This window comes from Kitasatospora sp. NPDC001119, assembly GCF_053598475.1.
Genome location: NZ_JBSFKI010000043.1, coordinates 46,671 through 63,967, shown reverse-complemented (window position 1 = coordinate 63,967; position 17,297 = coordinate 46,671). Strand labels below are relative to the sequence as shown.

The window sequence follows — 17,297 nt, the reverse complement described above, 5'->3', positions numbered from 1 at the left end:
GTACGGCCCATTCGACGGATGAACGCCACCGCCGGGCGGCCCGGCCCGGAGGCGCCGGCCGCTCAGTGGTGGCCGGTCGCGCCGCCGTTGTCCCGGCGGTCCAGCGCACGCTGGAGGGCGGCGGCCGCGAAGGGGTTCCGCTCGACGGCCCGGCGGCGGCGCGGGGCGCGGACCGGGGCGGCGGCGGGGGCGGACGTGGCGTGACGGTCGGCGGTCGGCGACATACCGGGCTCCTTGGAAGCGGCGCTGCGGAGGGCGAGCGCGAAGAGGGGAAAGGGAGCGCGGGAGCAGGGATCGCCTGCTCGTGAAGGCGCACGCGTACACGGGCCGCGCGCCCTGGCTACAGGGGCGGCACACCGTACGGCCCTTCCACGGTACGACCACGCCCTGGCCGTGTCTGCACGAATACTTGGATTTCCTAGTATCTGAGACGGGTCTCACCCGGGAGAACGCAGCGGGGCCCGGACCACCGTCGAACGGTGGTCCGGGCCCTGCCGGGACGGCCCTGGGGCCGGAGGATCAGCCCAGGTCGACCGAGCGCGCGAAGCGGGCGCCGATCTCGGCGGCGATCGCCGAGAGCACCTCCTGCGGGATCTCGGTGTCCACGGTGATGGAGGCCAGCGCGCTGCCGCCGTCGCGGGCGACCTGCATGCCGGCGATGTTGATGCCCGCGTCGCCGAGGTGGCGGCCGAGCACGCCGACCACGCCGGGACGGTCCTCGTACTTGAAGAAGGCCATGTGGTCGGTGAGCGCCACGTCCACGTCGAAGGCGTCCACGCCGACGATCTTCTGGGTCTGCTTGGGGCCGGCCAGCGTGCCGGAGATGGCGATCTCCTCGCCGTTCCCGAGCGTGCCGCGGACGGTGATCACGTTGCGGTGCTCGAGGCTCTCGCTGGAGGTGGTCAGACGGACCTCGACACCGCGCTCCTGGGCGAACAGCGGGGCGTTGACGTAGGACACCGTCTCCGCCACCACGTCCTCGAACACGCCCTTCAGCGCGGACAGTTCGAGCACCTTCACGTCGTGCTGGGTGATCTCGCCGCGGACCTCGACGTCGAGGCGGACGGCCACCTCGCCGGCCAGCGCGGTGAAGATCCGGCCGAGCTTCTCGGCCAGCGGCAGGCCCGGGCGGACGTCCTCGGCGATCACGCCGCCCTGGACGTTCACCGCGTCCGGCACCAGCTCGCCGGCCAGCGCGAGGCGCACCGAGCGGGCGACCGCGATGCCGGCCTTCTCCTGCGCCTCGTCGGTGGAGGCGCCCAGGTGCGGGGTGGCGACCACGTTGTCGAAGGCGAACAGCGGGGAGTCGGTGCACGGCTCCTTGGCGTACACGTCCAGGCCGGCGCCGGCCACCCGGCCCTCGCGCAGCGCGCTCGCCAGCGCCTCCTCGTCGACGATGCCGCCGCGGGCGGCGTTCACGATGCGGACGGTCGGCTTGACCTTGTGCAGCGCCTCGTCGCCGATCAGGCCGATGGTCTCCGGGGTCTTGGGGAGGTGGACGGTGATGAAGTCCGACACCTCCAGCAGCTCCTCCAGCGTGACCAGCTTGACGCCCATCTGCGCGGCGCGGGCGGCCTGGATGTAGGGGTCGTACGCGACGATCTTCATGCCGAACGCGGACATCCGCTGGGCGACCAGGACGCCGATCCGGCCGAGGCCGACGACGCCGAGGGTCTTCTCGCTCAGCTCGACGCCGGTGTACTTGTTGCGCTTCCACTCGCCCTGCTTGAGCGCGGCGTTGGCCGGCGCGATGTTGCGGGCGACGGAGATCAGCAGGCCGCAGGCGAGCTCGGCGGCGGTGACGATGTTGGAGGTCGGCGCGTTGACGACCATCACGCCGGCCTTGGTGGCGGCGGCGACGTCCACGTTGTCCAGGCCGACGCCGGCCCGGGCGACCACCTTGAGCTTGCGGGCGGCGGCCAGCGCCTCGGCGTCGACCTTGGTGGCGGAGCGGATCAGGATCGCGTCGACGTCGGCGATCGCGGTGAGCAGCTCGGTGCGGTCGGCGCCGTTGCAGTGGCGGATCTCGAAGTCGGGGCCGAGGGCGTCGACGGTGGCGGGCGAGAGCTCTTCGGCGATCAGTACGACAGCGCTTTTGGAGGTCACAGTGCTCACGACAGTGGGTCCTTAACTGTCCGGTTCCCCCGGGCACGTAGGTGGCGTGGAGGGCGGGGGAAGGTGGCATGCCGCGTAGGTAGACGCACGACGCTGTGGGCCTGACGCGCACTCGGAGTGTATCGACGGGCTGGGTAGCGGGCTGCTCCCGTCCGGCGAAATCACCCGGACGAGAGCAGCCTACTTGTACAAGGACGTTACAAATTCGGGGCCGGGGAAACGGCCCGGAAGGGGTCAGGCGTTCTCGTTGACCCAGCTCATCAGCGAGCGCAGCTTCTTGCCGGTGGTCTCCAGCAGGTGGTCCTCGTCGGCCTTCTTGTACTCGTTGTACTTGGGCAGGCCCGCCTTGTACTCGGCGATCCAGGTGTTGGCGAAGGTGCCGTCCTGGATCTCGGCGAGGACCTGCTTCATCGCGGCCTTGGTGTCCGCGGTGATGATCCGCGGGCCGGTGACGTAGTCGCCCCACTCGGCGGTCTCGGAGACCGACCAGCGCATCTTCTCCAGGCCGCCCTCGTACATCAGGTCGACGATGAGCTTCAGCTCGTGCAGGCACTCGAAGTAGGCGATCTCCGGCTGGTAGCCGGCCTCGACCAGGGTCTCGAACCCGGCCTTCACCAGGGCGGCGGTGCCACCGCAGAGGACGGCCTGCTCACCGAACAGGTCGGTCTCGGTCTCCTCGGTGAAGGTGGTCTTGATGACGCCGGCCTTGGTGGCGCCCAGGCCCTTGGCGTAGGACAGCGCCAGCTCGAAGGCCTTGCCCGAGGCGTCCTGCTCGACCGCGACGATCGCGGGGACGCCGCGGCCCTCCTCGTACTGGCGGCGGACCAGGTGGCCCGGGCCCTTCGGGGCGACCATGCAGACGTCGACGTCCGCCGGGGGCTTGATGAAGCCGAAGCGGATGTTCAGGCCGTGGCCGAAGAACAGGGCGTCGCCGGCCTTCAGGTGCGGGGCGATGTCGGCCTCGTAGACGTCGGCCTGGATCGGGTCCGGGACCAGGATCATGATGACGTCGGCCTCGGCCGCGGCCTCGGCCGGGGTGACGACGCGCAGGCCGGCCTCCTCCGCCTTGGCACGGGACTTGGACTCCGGCTTCAGACCGACCCGGACGTCGGCGCCGGAGTCGCGCAGCGACAGCGCGTGGGCGTGGCCCTGGCTGCCGTAGCCGATGACCGCGACCTTGCGGCCCTGGATGATGGACAGGTCGGCGTCGTCTTCGTAGAACAGCTCGGCCACGGGGGCACATCTCCTTGCGTGATGGGGTCCGGGTACGCGGTGTTCACCGTATGCGCACGCGGTGTGGTGTGGGTCTTTGCTTCAGGGATTGAGACGCGGAGGCGCGCTGTTCACGCGCTGCGGTCCAGGGCGCGCAGCGAGCGGTCCGTGATGGAGCGCGCGCCGCGGCCGATGGCGACCAGGCCGGACTGGACCAACTCCTTGATGCCGTAAGGCTCCAGCATCCGGAGCATGGCCTCCAGCTTGTCCGAGCTGCCGGTGGCCTCGATGGTCACCGCTTCCGGCGACACGTCGACGGTCTTGGCACGGAACAGCTGGACGATCTCGACGATCTGCGACCGGGTCTCGTTGTCGGCGCGGACCTTCACCAGGACCAGTTCCCGCTGGATCGCAGCGGACTGGTCGAGTTCGACGATCTTTATCACGTTCACGAGCTTGTTGAGCTGCTTGGTGACCTGTTCCAGCGGGAGGTCCTCGACGTTGACCACGATCGTCATCCGGGACACGTCCGGATGCTCGGTCGAGCCGACGGCGAGGGAGTCGATGTTGAAACCCCGACGGGAGAACAGGGCGGCGATGCGGGCGAGCACGCCGGGCTTGTTCTCGACCAGGACGGAGAGGGTGTGCTTGGACATGGGATTCCTCAGTCGTTCTGGAGAGGGGGACATCAGTCGAGGTCGTCGCCGAAGTCGGGGCGCACGCCCTTGGCGAACTGGATCTCGTCGTTGCTGGTGCCGGCCGCGACCATCGGCCAGACCATGGCGTCCTGGTGGACGATGAAGTCGATGACGACCGGGCGGTCGTTGATCTCCATCGCCTGCCGGATGACCGCGTCGAGGTCCTCGGGGCGCTCGCAGCGCAGGCCCACGCAGCCCATCGCCTCGGACAGCTTGACGAAGTCGGGGATCCGGGTGCCCTGGGCCGGCGGCTCGATGCCGTCGTGGCCGGGGCCGGAGTGCAGCACGGTGTTGGAGTAGCGCTGGTTGTAGAACAGCGTCTGCCACTGCCGGACCATGCCCAGCGAGCCGTTGTTGATGACCGCGACCTTGATCGGGATGTCGTTCAGGGCGCAGGTGACCAGTTCCTGGTTGGTCATCTGGAAGCAGCCGTCGCCGTCGATCGCCCAGACCGCGCTCTCCGGGCGGCCGGCCTTGGCGCCCATCGCCGCGGGGACGGCGTAGCCCATCGTCCCGGCGCCGCCCGAGTTGAGCCAGGTGCCCGGCTTCTCGAACCGGATGAACTGCGAGCTCCACATCTGGTGCTGGCCCACGCCCGCGGCGTAGATCGCCTCGGGGCCGACCAGCGTCCCGATCCGCTCGATGACCTGCTGCGGCGAGAGCCGCCCCTCCGGGGCCGGCTCGTAGCCGAGCGGGTAGGTCTTCTTCCACTCGTCGAGCCGCTCCCACCACTCGGTGTAGTCGCCCTTGTGGCCGGCGTCGAACTCGGCCTGGACGGCGACGATCAGGTCGGCGAGCACCTCGCGGGCGTCGCCGACGATCGGCACGTCCGCCGGGCGGTTCTTGCCGATCTCGGCCGGGTCGATGTCGGCGTGGACGACCTTGGCGTTGGGGGCGAAGCCGTCCAGCTTGCCGGTGACGCGGTCGTCGAAGCGGGCGCCGAGGGTGAACAGCAGGTCGGACTTCTGGAGCGCGGTGACGGCGGGGACGGAGCCGTGCATGCCGGGCATGCCCAGGTGCTGCGGGTGGCTGTCCGGGAACGCGCCGAGCGCCATCAGGGTGGTGACCACCGGGGCGCCGGTCAGCTCGGCGAGGATCCGCAGCTCGGCGGTGGCCCGCGCCTTGAGCACGCCGCCGCCGACGTACAGCACCGGCCGCTTGGCGCCGACCAGCATCTTCGCGGCCTCGCGGATCTGCTTGGCGTGCGGCTTGGTCACCGGGCGGTAGCCGGGCAGCGCGGTCTCGACCGGCCAGCGGAAGGTGGTGGTCGCCTGGAGCGCGTCCTTGGCGATGTCGACCAGGACCGGGCCGGGGCGGCCGGTGGCGGCGATGTGGAAGGCCTCGGCGATCACCCGGGGGATCTCGGCCGGGTCGGTGACCAGGTAGTTGTGCTTGGTGATCGGCATCGTGATGCCGCAGATGTCCGCCTCCTGGAAGGCGTCGGTGCCGATCGCCTTGGAGGAGACCTGGCCGGTGATCGCGACGACGGGCACCGAGTCCATGTAGGCGTCGGCGATCGGGGTGACCAGGTTGGTCGCACCCGGACCCGAGGTCGCCATGCAGACCCCGACCCGGCCGGTGGCCTGGGCGTAGCCGGTGGCGGCGTGGCCGGCGCCCTGCTCGTGCCGGACCAGGATGTGGCGCACCTTGACGGAGTCCATCAGGGGGTCGTACGCGGGAAGGATGGCGCCGCCCGGGATGCCGAAGACGGTGTCCGCGCCCACGGCCTCGAGGGAGCGGATGAGCGACTGGGCGCCGGTCATGGTCTCGACGACGTGCTGGGGAGCGGGAGCGTTGGCGGCCGGGTTGTCCCCGCGGCGGGGGGATGCGGCGTGCTCGGTCATCTGCCTGTCTCTTCTCGGGTTTTGCCGACCCGGTGCTGCGGGCCCCGTGCTGCGAGGGTGGGGTCCCGGTCCGGGTCGAGCGCCGGCTCTGCCTCAATCGTCCCGCTCGGTCCGACGGATCGGACGGGCCAGGGCGGTCGAGGCCAGGGGTCTTGCGGAGGTGGAACAGCGTCAGTGCAACAAAAAACCCCTCGTGCCCAAGGGCATGCGAGGGGTGGCGCGTCGGTCTGTCACGAGCAGGGCGTACGAGCCCACTCAGCCGACGCGCCCGCCAAGTACGAGAATTCGGGTGCGCATGGCAACGACCTTCCTCCCGTGCGGGGCGGCGTGTCAAGCAGGTGGGACGACCGTCTCGCCATGCGGACCACCCGGCGGGCCAGTAACGGCACGGTGTCCGGGCAGGTCAGAGCCGCCATGGTGATGTGCGCCACGCCCCGGCGCGGCGTCCGTCCGGCCGCTGCCGCGGCCACTCGTCCGGGTGTCCTCGGGGACGGGCGGGCGGGTGTCCGCGGGCGGGTACGGGCGGCGGGCCGACAGCGGTCCGGCCGGGCCCGGCGGCGTGGCCGGTGGGCCGGTCGGCGTGGGCAGCGGGCCGGTCGGGGTGGGCAGCGGGTAGCCGCGGCGGGCCAGCGCCCGGCGCAGCCGGGGCTCGTCCAGCGGCGGGGCGAAGGCCGAGCCCTGGGCCTGCCCGCAGCCCAGCTCCCGCAGCGCGGCGACCTGGCGGGGCAGGTCCACCCCCTCGGCGGCGGTGGTCATCCCGAGGTCGCGGCCGAGCCGCAGCGCGTGCCCGGCGAGGGTGCGGCTGAGCGGGGACTCGCCGAGGTCCTGGACGAGCGTGCGGTCCAGCTTGAGCCCGTCCAGCGGCAGCCGGGCGAGCGCGCCGAGCGAGCCGCCGCCCGCGCCGTACCCGGCCAGCCAGGTGGAGACGCCGAGCCCGCGCAGGGCGGAGAGCCGGCGGCCGAGTTCGTCGGCGAGCGAGTCCGGGCCCATCCGGGCCACCTCGATGACCAGTTCGTCGGCGGGCAGCCCGCTGTCGCGCAGCGCCGAGGCCACCGTCTCGTACAGGCCGGGCGAGCAGAGCCGCTCCACCGAGAGCCGGACGGCCACCGGGACGGGCTCCGGCGTGCCGCGGCCCCTGCCGCCGGGCAGGCCGCGCCGCTCGACGGCCGCGCTGACCGCCTCCAGGACCAGCCAGCGGGAGAACCGGGTGGCCGCGTCGCCGTGCTCGGCCGAGCGCAGGAACTCGGCCGGGGTGAGCAGCAGGCCGCCCACCGAGCGCCAGCGGGCCTGCGCCTCGACACCGGTCACCGCGCCGCTGCCGAGGTCCACCACCGGCTGGTGGAGCAGGGTGAAGCCGCCCTCCCGGACGGCCAGCCGCAGCCGCTCCTCCAGCTCGGTGCGGCGCTCCAGGTCGGCCCGCATCGCGGGGGTGTAGAGCACCACCCGGCCCTTGCCCTCGGACTTGGCCCGGTACATCGCCAGGTCGGCGTTGCGCATCAGCTCGTCGGCCGCGGTTCTGGGGTCGGCCGCCGGGCCGCGTTCGGGGGTGCCGAAGGCGATGCCGATGCTGGCGGCGACGCCGAGTTCGGCGCCGCCGATCCAGTACGGCTCGGAGAGGGCGAGGCGCAGCCGCTCGGCCAGCTCCTGGACCTGGAGGCGGCCGAGCGGGCCGCAGACCAGCGCGGCGAACTCGTCGCCGCCGAACCGGGCGACGGTGTCCCCGCAGCGGACGGCGCTCTGCAGCCGGCGGGCCGCCTGCACCAGCAGTTCGTCGCCGACCTGGTGCCCGGCGGTGTCGTTGACCGCCTTGAAGCCGTCCAGGTCGATGAAGAGCACCGCGATCCCGGCGCCCGTCCCGCCCTGCTGGCCGCGGGCGCCGAGGGCGGCCCGCAGCCGCTGGGTGAACAGCGCCCGGTTGGGCAGGTCGGTGAGCGGGTCGTGGAAGGCGTTGTGCTGCAACTGGGCCTGGAGCATGACGCGTTCGGTGACGTCCCGGCTGTTGAGCAGCAGGCCGTCGCGGTGTCTGCTGACGGTCGACTCGACGTACAGCCACTCGCCGGCGCCGGAGCTGATCCGGCACTCGACCCGGGCGGAGGGCTCGGCGGTGCCGGGGCTGCGGTGGGTGGTGAGCCGGACCCTGGCGAGGTAGCGGCGGACCTCGGAGAGCACCCGGCCGATGTCCTCGGGGTGGACCAGGTCCAGCAGGTTGCCGCCGACCAGTTCCTCCGGGTCCCGCCCGTAGACGCCGAGCGCGGCCGGGGAGACGTAGGAGAGCACGCCGTTGGCGCCGGCGATCATGATGACGTCGCTGGAGCCCTGCACCAGGGAGCGGAAGTGCGCCTCCTTGTGGGCGAGTTCCTGCGCCAGCGACAGGTTGTCGAGCAGCATGACGCCCTGCCGGAGGATCAGCGCCAGCCCGACGGTGCAGGCGGCCGCGGCCACCACACGGTCCAACTCCCGTCCGCCGAGGGCATTGTAGAGAATGCCCGCGGTGCAGACCGCGGCGGCCGCGTACGGGGTCAGCGCGCTGAAGGTGGTCGCCACCCGGCGGTGCGGCAGGCCGCCGGCCGAGGGGTGGTCGCGCAGCGGACGGCGCCAGCGCGGCGACCACGGCGCCCAGCCCAGCAGCAGGCTGCCGGCGAACCAGCCGGCGTCCAGCAGTTCGCCCGAGTGGTAGCTGCTGCGCAGCTCCGGGGAGGTGAACAGGGCGTCGCAGGTGACGGTGACGGCGAGCGCCAGCATCGCGGTGTGCACCGCCGCCCGGTTGCCGTCCCGGCCGCCGAAGCGCAGCCCGACCACCAGGCTGACCAGCAGGATGTCCAGCACCGGGTAGGCCAGGTTGAGGGCCAGGCGCAGCGGTGAGCCGTCCTCGCCGGCCGCGATCCGGCCGAGCGCCAGGCTCCAGCTGAGGGTGAACAGCGAGCCGGCGATCAGCCAGCCGTCGAGCAGCAGGCAGAGCCAGCCGGCCGCCGTGCGCGGGTGCTGGGCGAGCACCAGGACACCGGTGATGGCGAGCGGGGCGAACAGCAGGAAGGCGTACTCGGCGAGCGAGTCCCGGGGCAGCGGGGTGCGCACGACCAGCTCGTACCAGCCCCAGGTGCCGTTGCCGAAGGCGACCATGAGCGAGGAGAGGCCGAACAGCAGCCAGGCCGGGCGGGCGTGGCCGCCGACCGTACAGCCGTACACCAGGCAGGACAGCGCGGCCGCCAGGGCCGCCGCGGCCAGCCCGAAGTCGCCCATGAAGACGGACAGTTGGTGCGATCCCCAGCCGGCGGCGGCGCCGGTCGCGTAGGCCACGCAGAGCGCGCCCAGGGCGAACCCGGGCAGCGTACGGCTCACCCCGGGCCGGTACAGCGGGCCGCGGCGGGCGGGTGCGGGCACGTCGGCGGCGGACGTGTCGGTGTGCGGTGCGTCCGGCCGTCCGGTTCCGGGCAGCACCGTTTCGGTGGAGCTCACTCGGCCTCTCCCCCTCCGGCCCGGGGCCTCGCGCCCCGGCCACGGGCCACCGGCCGCGCACCTGTCGGACGTACGCGGTGGCCTGGCGCCCCGTCAGGACGGTGGCCCAGGGGGTGGGCGGCCTGCCGGCCGCCGCACCGTACCGATGCTCCCAAAATGGACCCTACACCAATCCCGTCACTCAATGACACGCACACTCAACTTAGAGTAATGGCGAAAGGGTGGGGAAATGCCCCTGATTCCTATGGATCGGCCCGGTTGGCGGCGGCGCGCGGGCAGGGGCTCACGCGGCGCGCACGGGAGCACGCGGCGGCGCCCGAACACCGGTGCCAGGGTGGACGATCCGTGGTGCCGGGGCGGACGGACAGCGGACCCGGACCGGCCGGGGCCGGTCCGGGTCCGTCGTGGCGCCCAGTTCAGTGGGGCCCTGCTCAGCGGGGCCCTGTCCAGTGGTGTCCTGTTCAGCGGGGCCCTGTTCAGCGGCCCGAGGGGGCCAGGTCCTCCGGGAACAGCCGCAGCCGGTGCGCCAGTGCGGCCGCCTCGCCCCGGCCGCCGACCCCGAGCTTGCCGAGGATGTTGGAGACGTGCACGCTCGCGGTCTTCGGAGAGATGTACAGCTCCTCGGCGATCTGCCGGTTGGTCCAGCCGCGCGCGAGCAGCCGGAGCACGTCCCGCTCCCGGGGGGTGAGGTTGAAGGAGTCCCCGGCGGACTGGGCCGGCACCGCGGCCGTCCCCCCACCCGCCCGTCCGGCCGTCCGCCCGGCCGGGGCGAGGCTCAGCCCGGCCCGCTCGGCCAGCGCGGCGATCTGCCCGCCGAGCAGCCGGTCGCCCCGGGCGGCCGCCAGTTCGGCCGCCTCGCGCAGCAGTTCGGCGGCGGCCTCGCGCCGGCCGGCCTGCACCTCGGCCTCGCCGGCCCGCAGCAGGGCGAGCGCCAGCGGGAACGGCAGGCCGGTCGGCCGCAGCGCCTCGACGGCGGCGGCCCACCCCTGCGGGGTGTCCGCGCCCTCCGCGCGGGCCAGTTCGGCCTCCAGCAGCCGGGCCCAGCCGTGGTGCAGCGGCGCCCGGGGCCGCAGTGCGGCGGCGGCCGCGGCGATCGCGGCCAGCGCCCCGGGCCGGCCCGCCTCGGCCTGCGGCAGGCCCCGGCTGTCCGCCTCCACCGCGGCGGCCTCGGCCAGCAGCGGGTAGACGTCGGACTCGTGGCCGAGCCGGCCGTCCTCCTCCAGCGCGGCGAGCAGTTCGGCCCGGGCCTCCAGCGGCCGGCCGCCGAGCGCCGCGAGCCGCACCGCCAGCCGGCTGATCGGCACGCTGTGCTGGACCTGGCCGACCCGGTTGGCCGACCGGGCCTGCGCCAGCATCGTCCCCGCGGTGGCCAGGTCCCCCTTGAGCAGGGCGAGTTCGCCGCGCATCCGGTCCAGGAACTCGGCGTGGGTGCCGGTCGGGCTGGCCGCCTCGTAGCCGACCAGCACCTCGGTGGCCTCCCGGGCCCGCCCGAGGTCGGCGAGCGCCTCGACCAGGTTGCCGGTCAGGATGGCGCCGATGTTGCGCAGCAGGCCGTTGCCGTTCGCGTACTCCAGGCCCTCCCGGGCCAGTCGGACCGCGTCCTCGGGGTGCCCGAGTCCGCGCTGCATGCTGGCCAGGTTGTTGATGCCGCGCAGCAGCAGGTCGGGCACGCCCAGCCGGCGGGCCCGTTCGACCGCCCCGGCGAGCTCGGCCAGCCCGCCCTCGGCGTCGCCCTGGACGTCGTAGCGCAGGCCGCCGAGGGTCATCCGGGCGTGCACCTCGACCGAGTGCGCGCCCACCTCCTCGGCGATCCGGATCGCCCGCTCGGCCAGCTCGATCGCCGCCGGGGTGGGCTTCTTGAGCATCGCCGTCCCGGCGCCGAGCGCGAGCACCTCGGCCTGGACCGCGGTCGGCGGCAGGTGCTCCACCAGCCGCAGCGCGTTCGCGATCTCCTCCTCGTCGCCGGAGCGGCGCAGGCTGCCCAGCATCCGGGCCCGGTTGATCCGGAACCAGGCCGCGCGCACCGGGTGCTCGGCCTCGTCGACCAGCCGCAGCCCGCGCTTGGCCAGGCTCAGGCCGCGCTCGCGGTCGCCGCAGCGCCGGGCCGCGACCACCGCCTCGGCCAGCACGTCGACCAGCTGGATCCGGTCGCAGTCCCCGTCCGCGGTGCTGTGGTCGCAGGAGCCGGGCGGGTAGGTCTCGGCCCAGTCGTACGGGCGCAGGGTGTGCGCCAGCACCTCCTCGGAGACCAGGTCCCACAGCTCCAGGGCGCGTTCCAGCATGCCGAGCTGCTCGGCGAAGGCGTTGCGGCGGCGGGCCGCGCGGGCGGCGTCCAGGGCCGTCGGCAGGGCGCGGGCCGGATCGTGCGCGTGGTACCAGTAGTTGGCCAGCCGGGCGGCCAGCGCGTCACCGGGGACCAGCTGCGGCTGGGCCTCCACCGCGAGCGCGAACCTGCGGTTGATCCGGTGCCGTTCGCCGGGCAGCAGGTCGTCCGAGACCGCCTCGCGGACCAGCGCGTGGCGGAACCGGTAGCCCTCGCCCTCGCTGTCCGGGCGCAGGATGTTGGCGCCGACGGCCGCCCGCAGCGCCTCGATCAGCGCCTCCTCGTCGTCGTCCAGGACGGCGGCCAGCAGGGCGTGTTCGACGTGCGAGCCGCCCTCGGCGGCGATCCGCACCACCCGCTGGGCCTCCTCGTCCAGGCCCTCGACCCGTACCAGCAGGATGTCCCGCAGCGAGTCGGTCAGCCCGGCGCCGAAGCCGTCCTCGAAGGCGGTGGCCAGCTCCTCGACGAAGAACGGGTTCCCCTCCGACCGGCGGTGGATGCGGTCCACCAGCTGGCGGTCGGGGACGGTGGTGCCGAGGATGCCGGCCAGCTGGGCGGCCACCTCGCGGCGGTCGAACCGCGCCAGCTCCAGCCGCTGGACGGTGCGCAGCCGTTCGAGCTCGGCCAGGAAGGGACGCAGCGGGTGCCGGCGGTGCAGGTCGTCGGTGCGGTAGGTGGCGACCAGCAGCACCCGGGAGCGGTGCAGGGTGCGCACCAGGAAGGCGAGCAGCTCGCGGGTGGAGCGGTCGGACCAGTGCAGGTCCTCGACGGCGAGGACGAGGGTACGCTCCGCGCCGAGCCGTTCGAACAGCCTCGCGGTGTGCTCGAACAGCCGGGCCCGGCTGTACTCGTCGTTGGGTTCGCCGTCCACCTCGCCGAACTCGGAGAGCAGCAGGGCGAGATGGCTCTCGCTGCCGGCCGCGGCGGCCTCCAGTTCGGCGCCCAGCGAGCGGTGCAGCCGGCGCAGCGCGGCGGCCAGCGGCGCGTACGGCAGGCCCTCGGCGCCGACCTCCAGACAGCTGCCGAGCGAGGTGACCGCCCCCTGGGCGGCGGCCCGCTCCAGGAACTCCTCCAGCAGCCGGGTCTTGCCGACCCCCGCCTCGCCGCCGATCAGGACGGACTGCGGGCTGCCGGTGCCCGCGCGGCGCAGCGCGTCGGTCAGCTCGGTGATCTCGCTTCCGCGGCCGACGAAGACGGGGCTGACCGATGTGTGCTGCATGGAGGCGAGCATGCCATAGCCGGTGGGGCCCGGCCGAGGGGTTATCTCCCCTGGCGAACGGGTCGAAGGGCCCGAACGCCCGGAGGGGGAGACGCTCACTCGCAGCGTCTCCCCCTCCGGAGTTCCTTCGGCACCGTCGTGGTGCCGCACCGTCAGCATTCGGGCCGACGCACGGGGCGCCGCTGGAAGCGGGCGGCCACCGGGCGCTGCCGCAGGCGGCGGGCCTCCTTGGCCTCGCGCACGAGGCGCTCGTGCTCGGCGCGGGCCACGAGCTCGTGGGCCTGTTGCTGGAAGGTCTGGTACTCGATCATTTCCGGTTCCCCCTCGGGTTTTCCACTGCGTCCTGCTGACAGGTAAGAGCTTCCTCCGCCAGTGGGGGGTGCCGCATCGGGAGCCTGCCGCATCTTCCGGGGCCCGGATGCCTTAGATCGGGCGCAGATCGGGTGCCAGAAAAGGTTTAAGGCCCCGCCTCACCCAGATACATAGGTGAGGCGGGGCCTTAGGCCTTACTTAGAGGGCCTTAGATGCCTTAGACGCCTTAGGAAGGAAGGGCTGACGACCTAGGCTGCGCCCAGACGCTCCAGGATCAGGTCCTTCACGCGGGCGGCGTCGGCCTGGCCGCGGGTGGCCTTCATGACCGCGCCGACCAGCGCGCCCACGGCCTGGACCTTGCCGTCGCGGATCTTGGCGGCGATCCCCTCGTTCTCGGCGATGGCCTGGTCGACGGCGGCACCCAGCGCGGAGTCGTCCGAGACCACGGCCAGGCCGCGCTTCTCGACGATCGCGTCCGGCTCGCCCTCGCCGGCCAGCACGGCCTCGATGACCTGGCGGGCCAGCTTGTCGTTCAGCTTGCCCTCGGCGACCAGCGCGGCGACCCGGGCGACCTGCGCCGGGGTGATCGGCTGCTCGCTCAGCTCGGTGCCGGTCTCGTTGGCGCGGCGCGCCAGCTCGCCCATCCACCACTTGCGGGCCTGGTCGGCCGGGGCACCGGCCGCGATGGTCTCCTGGATCGGGCCCACCGCACCGGCGTTGAGCACCGACTGCATGTCCTTGTCGGACAGGTCCCACTCGGCCTGGAGCCGGGCGCGGCGCACCCGCGGCAGCTCGGGCAGGGCGGCGCGCAGCTCCTCGACCCACGCGCGGGCGGGGGCCACCGGCACCAGGTCCGGCTCGGGGAAGTAGCGGTAGTCCTCGGCGTTGTCCTTGATCCGGCCCGAGGTGGTGGAGCCGTCCTCCTCGTGGAAGTGGCGGGTCTCCTGGACGATGGTGCCGCCGTCGGTCAGCACGGTGGCGTGGCGCCGGATCTCGAACCGGGCGGCCCGCTCCACGCTGCGCAGCGAGTTGACGTTCTTGGTCTCCGAGCGGGTGCCGAAGGTCTCGGTGCCGTTCGGGCGCAGCGACAGGTTGACGTCGCAGCGCATCTGGCCCTTGTCCATCCGGGCCTCGGAGACGTCGAGCGAGCGGATCACCTCGCGCAGCTCGGCGACGTACGCCTTGGCGACCTCGGGGGCGCGCTCGCCGGCGCCCTCGATCGGCTTGGTGACGATCTCGATCAGCGGGATGCCGGCCCGGTTGTAGTCGAGCAGCGAGTGGGTGGCGCCGTGGATGCGGCCGGTGGCCCCGCCGACGTGGCTGGACTTGCCGGTGTCCTCCTCCATGTGGGCGCGCTCGATCTCCACCCGGAAGGTCGAGCCGTCCTCCAGCTGCACGTCGAGGTAGCCGTTGAAGGCGATCGGCTCGTCGTACTGCGAGGTCTGGAAGTTCTTGGGCATGTCCGGGTAGAAGTAGTTCTTCCGCGCGAACCGGCACCACTCGGCGATCTCGCAGTTCAGCGCCAGGCCGATCTTGACCGCCGACTCCACGCCGACCGCGTTGACCACCGGCAGCGAGCCCGGCAGGCCCAGGCAGGTCGGGCAGGTCTGGCTGTTCGGCTCGGCACCCAGCTCGGTCGAGCAACCGCAGAACATCTTGGTCTTGGTACCCAGCTCGACGTGGACCTCAAGGCCCATCACCGGGTCGTACGACGCGAGAGCGTCCTCGTAGGAGACCAGGTTCATGACGCTCACAGCGTCCCTTCTCACTTGAAGCTTGGGAGGTACGGGCCCGGCCGCCGCGTCGCGCGGGGCCGGGCCTGGGCGCTTGACTCAGCTCAGCCCAGCAGCACGTCGTCGGAGCCCAGCTGACGCAGCTCGCGCACCAGCAGGGCGGTGCCGGTGACCAGCGCGGCCGCGCCGACCAGGGCGTTGACCAGCTTGAGGGTGTCGCTCTCCTCGCGGGCCTTGCGGACGTCCTTGACGACGGAGATCGCGCCGAACGCGCTGGTGCCGATGGACAGCCACAGGCCGGGCTTGGAGTGCTTGAAGCCCTTCAGCGAGCCGGAGCCCTTGGCCTTCTCGATCTTGCTCACAGTGCCGGTGCCTCCTCCAGCAGGGTGTGCCCCCACTTGTCGTTGAGTGCGGCCTCGACGGCGCCGCCCACGCGGTACAGGCGGTCGTCCGCCATCGCGGGTGCGATGATCTGGAGGCCGACCGGGAGATTGTCCTCCGGGGCCAGGCCGACCGGCAGCGACATGGCCGCGTTGCCCGCCAGGTTCGACGGAATCGTGCACAGGTCGGCCAGGTACATCGCCATCGGGTCGTCGGCGCGCTCGCCGATCGGGAAGGCGGTGGTCGGCGTGGTCGGCGAGACCAGGACGTCCACGCCCGCGAAGGCCGCGTCGAAGTCGCGCGAGATGAGCGTGCGGACCTTCTGGGCCGAGCCGTAGTAGGCGTCGTAGTAGCCCGAGGACAGCGCGTAGGTGCCCAGGATGATGCGGCGCTTGACCTCGGGGCCGAAGCCGGCCTCGCGGGTCAGAGCGGTGACCTCCTCGGCCGAGCGGCTGCCGTCGTCGCCGACCCGCAGGCCGTAGCGCATCGCGTCGAAGCGGGCCAGGTTGGAGGAGCACTCGCTGGGCGCGATCAGGTAGTACGCCGGCAGCGCCAGGGTGAACGACGGGCAGGAGACCTCGACGACCTCGGCGCCCAGCTCGCGCAGCAGCTCCACCGACTCGTCGAAGCGCTGCATCACGCCGGCCTGGTAGCCCTCGCCGGCGAACTCCTTGACGACGCCGATCCGCATGCCGCGGATGTCGCGCATCCTCGCGGCCTCGACGACGGCCGGGACGGGCGCGTCGATCGAGGTGGAGTCCAGCGGGTCGTGGCCGGCGATGGCCTCGTGCAGCAGGGCCGCGTCCAGCACGGTGCGGGCGCACGGGCCGCCCTGGTCCAGGCTGCTGGAGAAGGCGACCAGGCCGTAGCGGGACACCGAGCCGTAGGTCGGCTTGACGCCGACGGTGCCGGTGACGGCGCCGGGCTGGCGGATCGAGCCGCCGGTGTCGGTGCCGATCGCCAGCGGGGCCTCGAAGGCGGCCAGCGCGGCGGCCGAACCGCCGCCGGAGCCGCCGGGGATGCGGGAGAGGTCCCACGGGTTGCCGGTCACGCCGTACGCGGAGTTCTCGGTGGAGGAGCCCATCGCGAACTCGTCCATGTTGGTCTTGCCGAGGATGACCACGTCAGCGTCCTTGAGACGGCTGGTCAGCGTGGCGTCGTACGGCGGGATCCAGCCCTCGAGCATCTTCGAACCACAGGTGGTCGGGATGCCCTTGGTGGTGAAGACGTCCTTGAGCGCGAGCGGGACGCCGGCCAGCGGGCCCAGCTCCTCGCCCTTGGCGCGCTTGTCGTCCACGGCCTTGGCCGCGGCCAGCGCGCCCTCGGTGTCGACGTGCAGGAAGGCGTTGACCTTCTTGTCGACGGCTCCGATGCGGTCCAGGTGGGCCTGCGCGACCTCGACGGCGGACACCTCGCCCTTGGCGATGGCGCTCGCGGTCTCGGCGGCGGTGTAGCGGATCAGCTCGGTCATATCGGTCAGTCCTCCCCGAGGATCTGCGGCACACGGAAACGCTGCTCCTCGGAGGCGGGGGCGCCGGACAGCGCCTGCTCCGGGGTGAGCGACGGCCGCACCTCGTCCGCGCGCATGACGTTGGTCAGCGGCAGCGGGTGGGAGGTCGGCGGGACGTCCTGTCCGGCGACCTCGGAAACGCGGGCGACCGCGCCGATGATCACGTCGAGCTGCTCGGCGAAGTGGTCCAGCTCTTCGGGCTTCAGCTCAAGACGCGACAGCCGGGCGAGGTGGGCGACCTCCTCGCGCGTGATGCCAGGCATGCAGCGATCCTCAGGGTGAGTTCTGGTGAGACCCGGCGGTGCCTTGCGGGCGGAGCCGGGCCCGGGCAGGAGCAGCCGGGTTCGGCGCTCCGTCCTCGTGGTCTTTGGACCCCATCCTATGGGGCCCGTCCCGTACCCCGGCCAACGAGTGATCCGCGGCGGCCGTCGCCGGCGCCCGTCACGCGGGTCGCCGACACCTGTCGCGGCCGTCGCCGGTACCCGTCACGGCCC

General features: G+C 72.8%; 12 protein-coding genes. All 12 read right to left on the bottom strand.

From position 1 onward, the window contains the following. Positions 1 to 62: 62 nt before the first annotated feature. The 12 genes from ACWDD9_RS36515 to gatC all read right to left on the bottom strand — a co-directional run bounded on the left by ACWDD9_RS36515 (position 63) and on the right by gatC (position 17,066). Positions 63 to 224, bottom strand: a complete 162-nt coding sequence (locus ACWDD9_RS36515) for a hypothetical protein (protein WP_181970683.1) — start codon at positions 222 to 224, stop codon at positions 63 to 65. Between the two features lie 295 nt (positions 225 to 519). After that, positions 520 to 2,106: a phosphoglycerate dehydrogenase gene (gene serA, locus ACWDD9_RS36510; RefSeq protein ID WP_049657950.1), complete on the bottom strand. Its 1,587-nt coding sequence runs from the start codon at positions 2,104 to 2,106 to the stop codon at positions 520 to 522. A gap of 243 nt (positions 2,107 to 2,349) precedes the next feature. Further along, complete coding sequence (gene ilvC, locus ACWDD9_RS36505) at positions 2,350 to 3,348, bottom strand: ketol-acid reductoisomerase (protein WP_049657948.1); 999 nt, start codon at positions 3,346 to 3,348, stop codon at positions 2,350 to 2,352. A gap of 110 nt (positions 3,349 to 3,458) precedes the next feature. Next, positions 3,459 to 3,983, bottom strand: coding sequence for an acetolactate synthase small subunit (gene ilvN, locus ACWDD9_RS36500; protein WP_049657946.1), 525 nt, complete (start codon positions 3,981 to 3,983; stop codon positions 3,459 to 3,461). Positions 3,984 to 4,015: 32 nt separating this feature from the next. After that, positions 4,016 to 5,869, bottom strand: a complete 1,854-nt coding sequence (locus ACWDD9_RS36495) for an acetolactate synthase large subunit (protein ID WP_049657944.1) — start codon at positions 5,867 to 5,869, stop codon at positions 4,016 to 4,018. Positions 5,870 to 6,199: 330 nt separating this feature from the next. After that, a complete protein-coding gene (locus tag ACWDD9_RS36490; RefSeq protein WP_449813978.1) occupies positions 6,200 to 9,223 on the bottom strand; it encodes a putative bifunctional diguanylate cyclase/phosphodiesterase in 3,024 nt (1,007 codons plus the stop codon). Positions 9,224 to 9,801: 578 nt separating this feature from the next. Beyond that, complete coding sequence (locus ACWDD9_RS36485) at positions 9,802 to 12,867, bottom strand: helix-turn-helix transcriptional regulator (protein ID WP_449813975.1); 3,066 nt, start codon at positions 12,865 to 12,867, stop codon at positions 9,802 to 9,804. Between the two features lie 152 nt (positions 12,868 to 13,019). Continuing rightward, positions 13,020 to 13,178: a hypothetical protein gene (locus ACWDD9_RS36480; protein ID WP_158077676.1), complete on the bottom strand. Its 159-nt coding sequence runs from the start codon at positions 13,176 to 13,178 to the stop codon at positions 13,020 to 13,022. Between the two features lie 249 nt (positions 13,179 to 13,427). Next, complete coding sequence (gene gatB / locus ACWDD9_RS36475; RefSeq protein WP_049657772.1) at positions 13,428 to 14,933, bottom strand: Asp-tRNA(Asn)/Glu-tRNA(Gln) amidotransferase subunit GatB; 1,506 nt, start codon at positions 14,931 to 14,933, stop codon at positions 13,428 to 13,430. Positions 14,934 to 15,016: 83 nt separating this feature from the next. Next, a complete protein-coding gene (locus tag ACWDD9_RS36470; protein WP_049657770.1) occupies positions 15,017 to 15,274 on the bottom strand; it encodes a hypothetical protein in 258 nt (85 codons plus the stop codon). Then, positions 15,271 to 16,764, bottom strand: coding sequence for an Asp-tRNA(Asn)/Glu-tRNA(Gln) amidotransferase subunit GatA (gatA, locus tag ACWDD9_RS36465; RefSeq protein ID WP_380664727.1), 1,494 nt, complete (start codon positions 16,762 to 16,764; stop codon positions 15,271 to 15,273). The genes ACWDD9_RS36470 and gatA overlap by 4 nt, the downstream gene beginning before the upstream one ends. Before the next feature lie 5 nt (positions 16,765 to 16,769). Next, on the bottom strand, positions 16,770 to 17,066 hold the full coding sequence (gene gatC, locus ACWDD9_RS36460; RefSeq protein ID WP_049657766.1) for an Asp-tRNA(Asn)/Glu-tRNA(Gln) amidotransferase subunit GatC: 297 nt from the start codon (positions 17,064 to 17,066) through the stop codon (positions 16,770 to 16,772). Between the last annotated feature and the right edge of the window lie 231 nt (positions 17,067 to 17,297).

Excerpts from the sequence above, each read along its gene's own strand:
- ACWDD9_RS36495 (WP_049657944.1), bottom strand. The coding sequence starts at position 5,869 with ATGACCGAGCACGCCGCATCCCCCCGCCGCGGGGACAACCCGGCCGCC.
- gatC (WP_049657766.1), bottom strand. The coding sequence starts at position 17,066 with ATGCCTGGCATCACGCGCGAGGAGGTCGCCCACCTCGCCCGGCTGTCG.
- ACWDD9_RS36485 (WP_449813975.1), bottom strand. The coding sequence starts at position 12,867 with ATGCAGCACACATCGGTCAGCCCCGTCTTCGTCGGCCGCGGAAGCGAG.
- ACWDD9_RS36515 (WP_181970683.1), bottom strand. The coding sequence starts at position 224 with ATGTCGCCGACCGCCGACCGTCACGCCACGTCCGCCCCCGCCGCCGCC.
- ACWDD9_RS36480 (WP_158077676.1), bottom strand. The coding sequence starts at position 13,178 with ATGATCGAGTACCAGACCTTCCAGCAACAGGCCCACGAGCTCGTGGCC.
- ilvN (WP_049657946.1), bottom strand. The coding sequence starts at position 3,983 with ATGTCCAAGCACACCCTCTCCGTCCTGGTCGAGAACAAGCCCGGCGTG.
- gatA (WP_380664727.1), bottom strand. The coding sequence starts at position 16,764 with ATGACCGAGCTGATCCGCTACACCGCCGCCGAGACCGCGAGCGCCATC.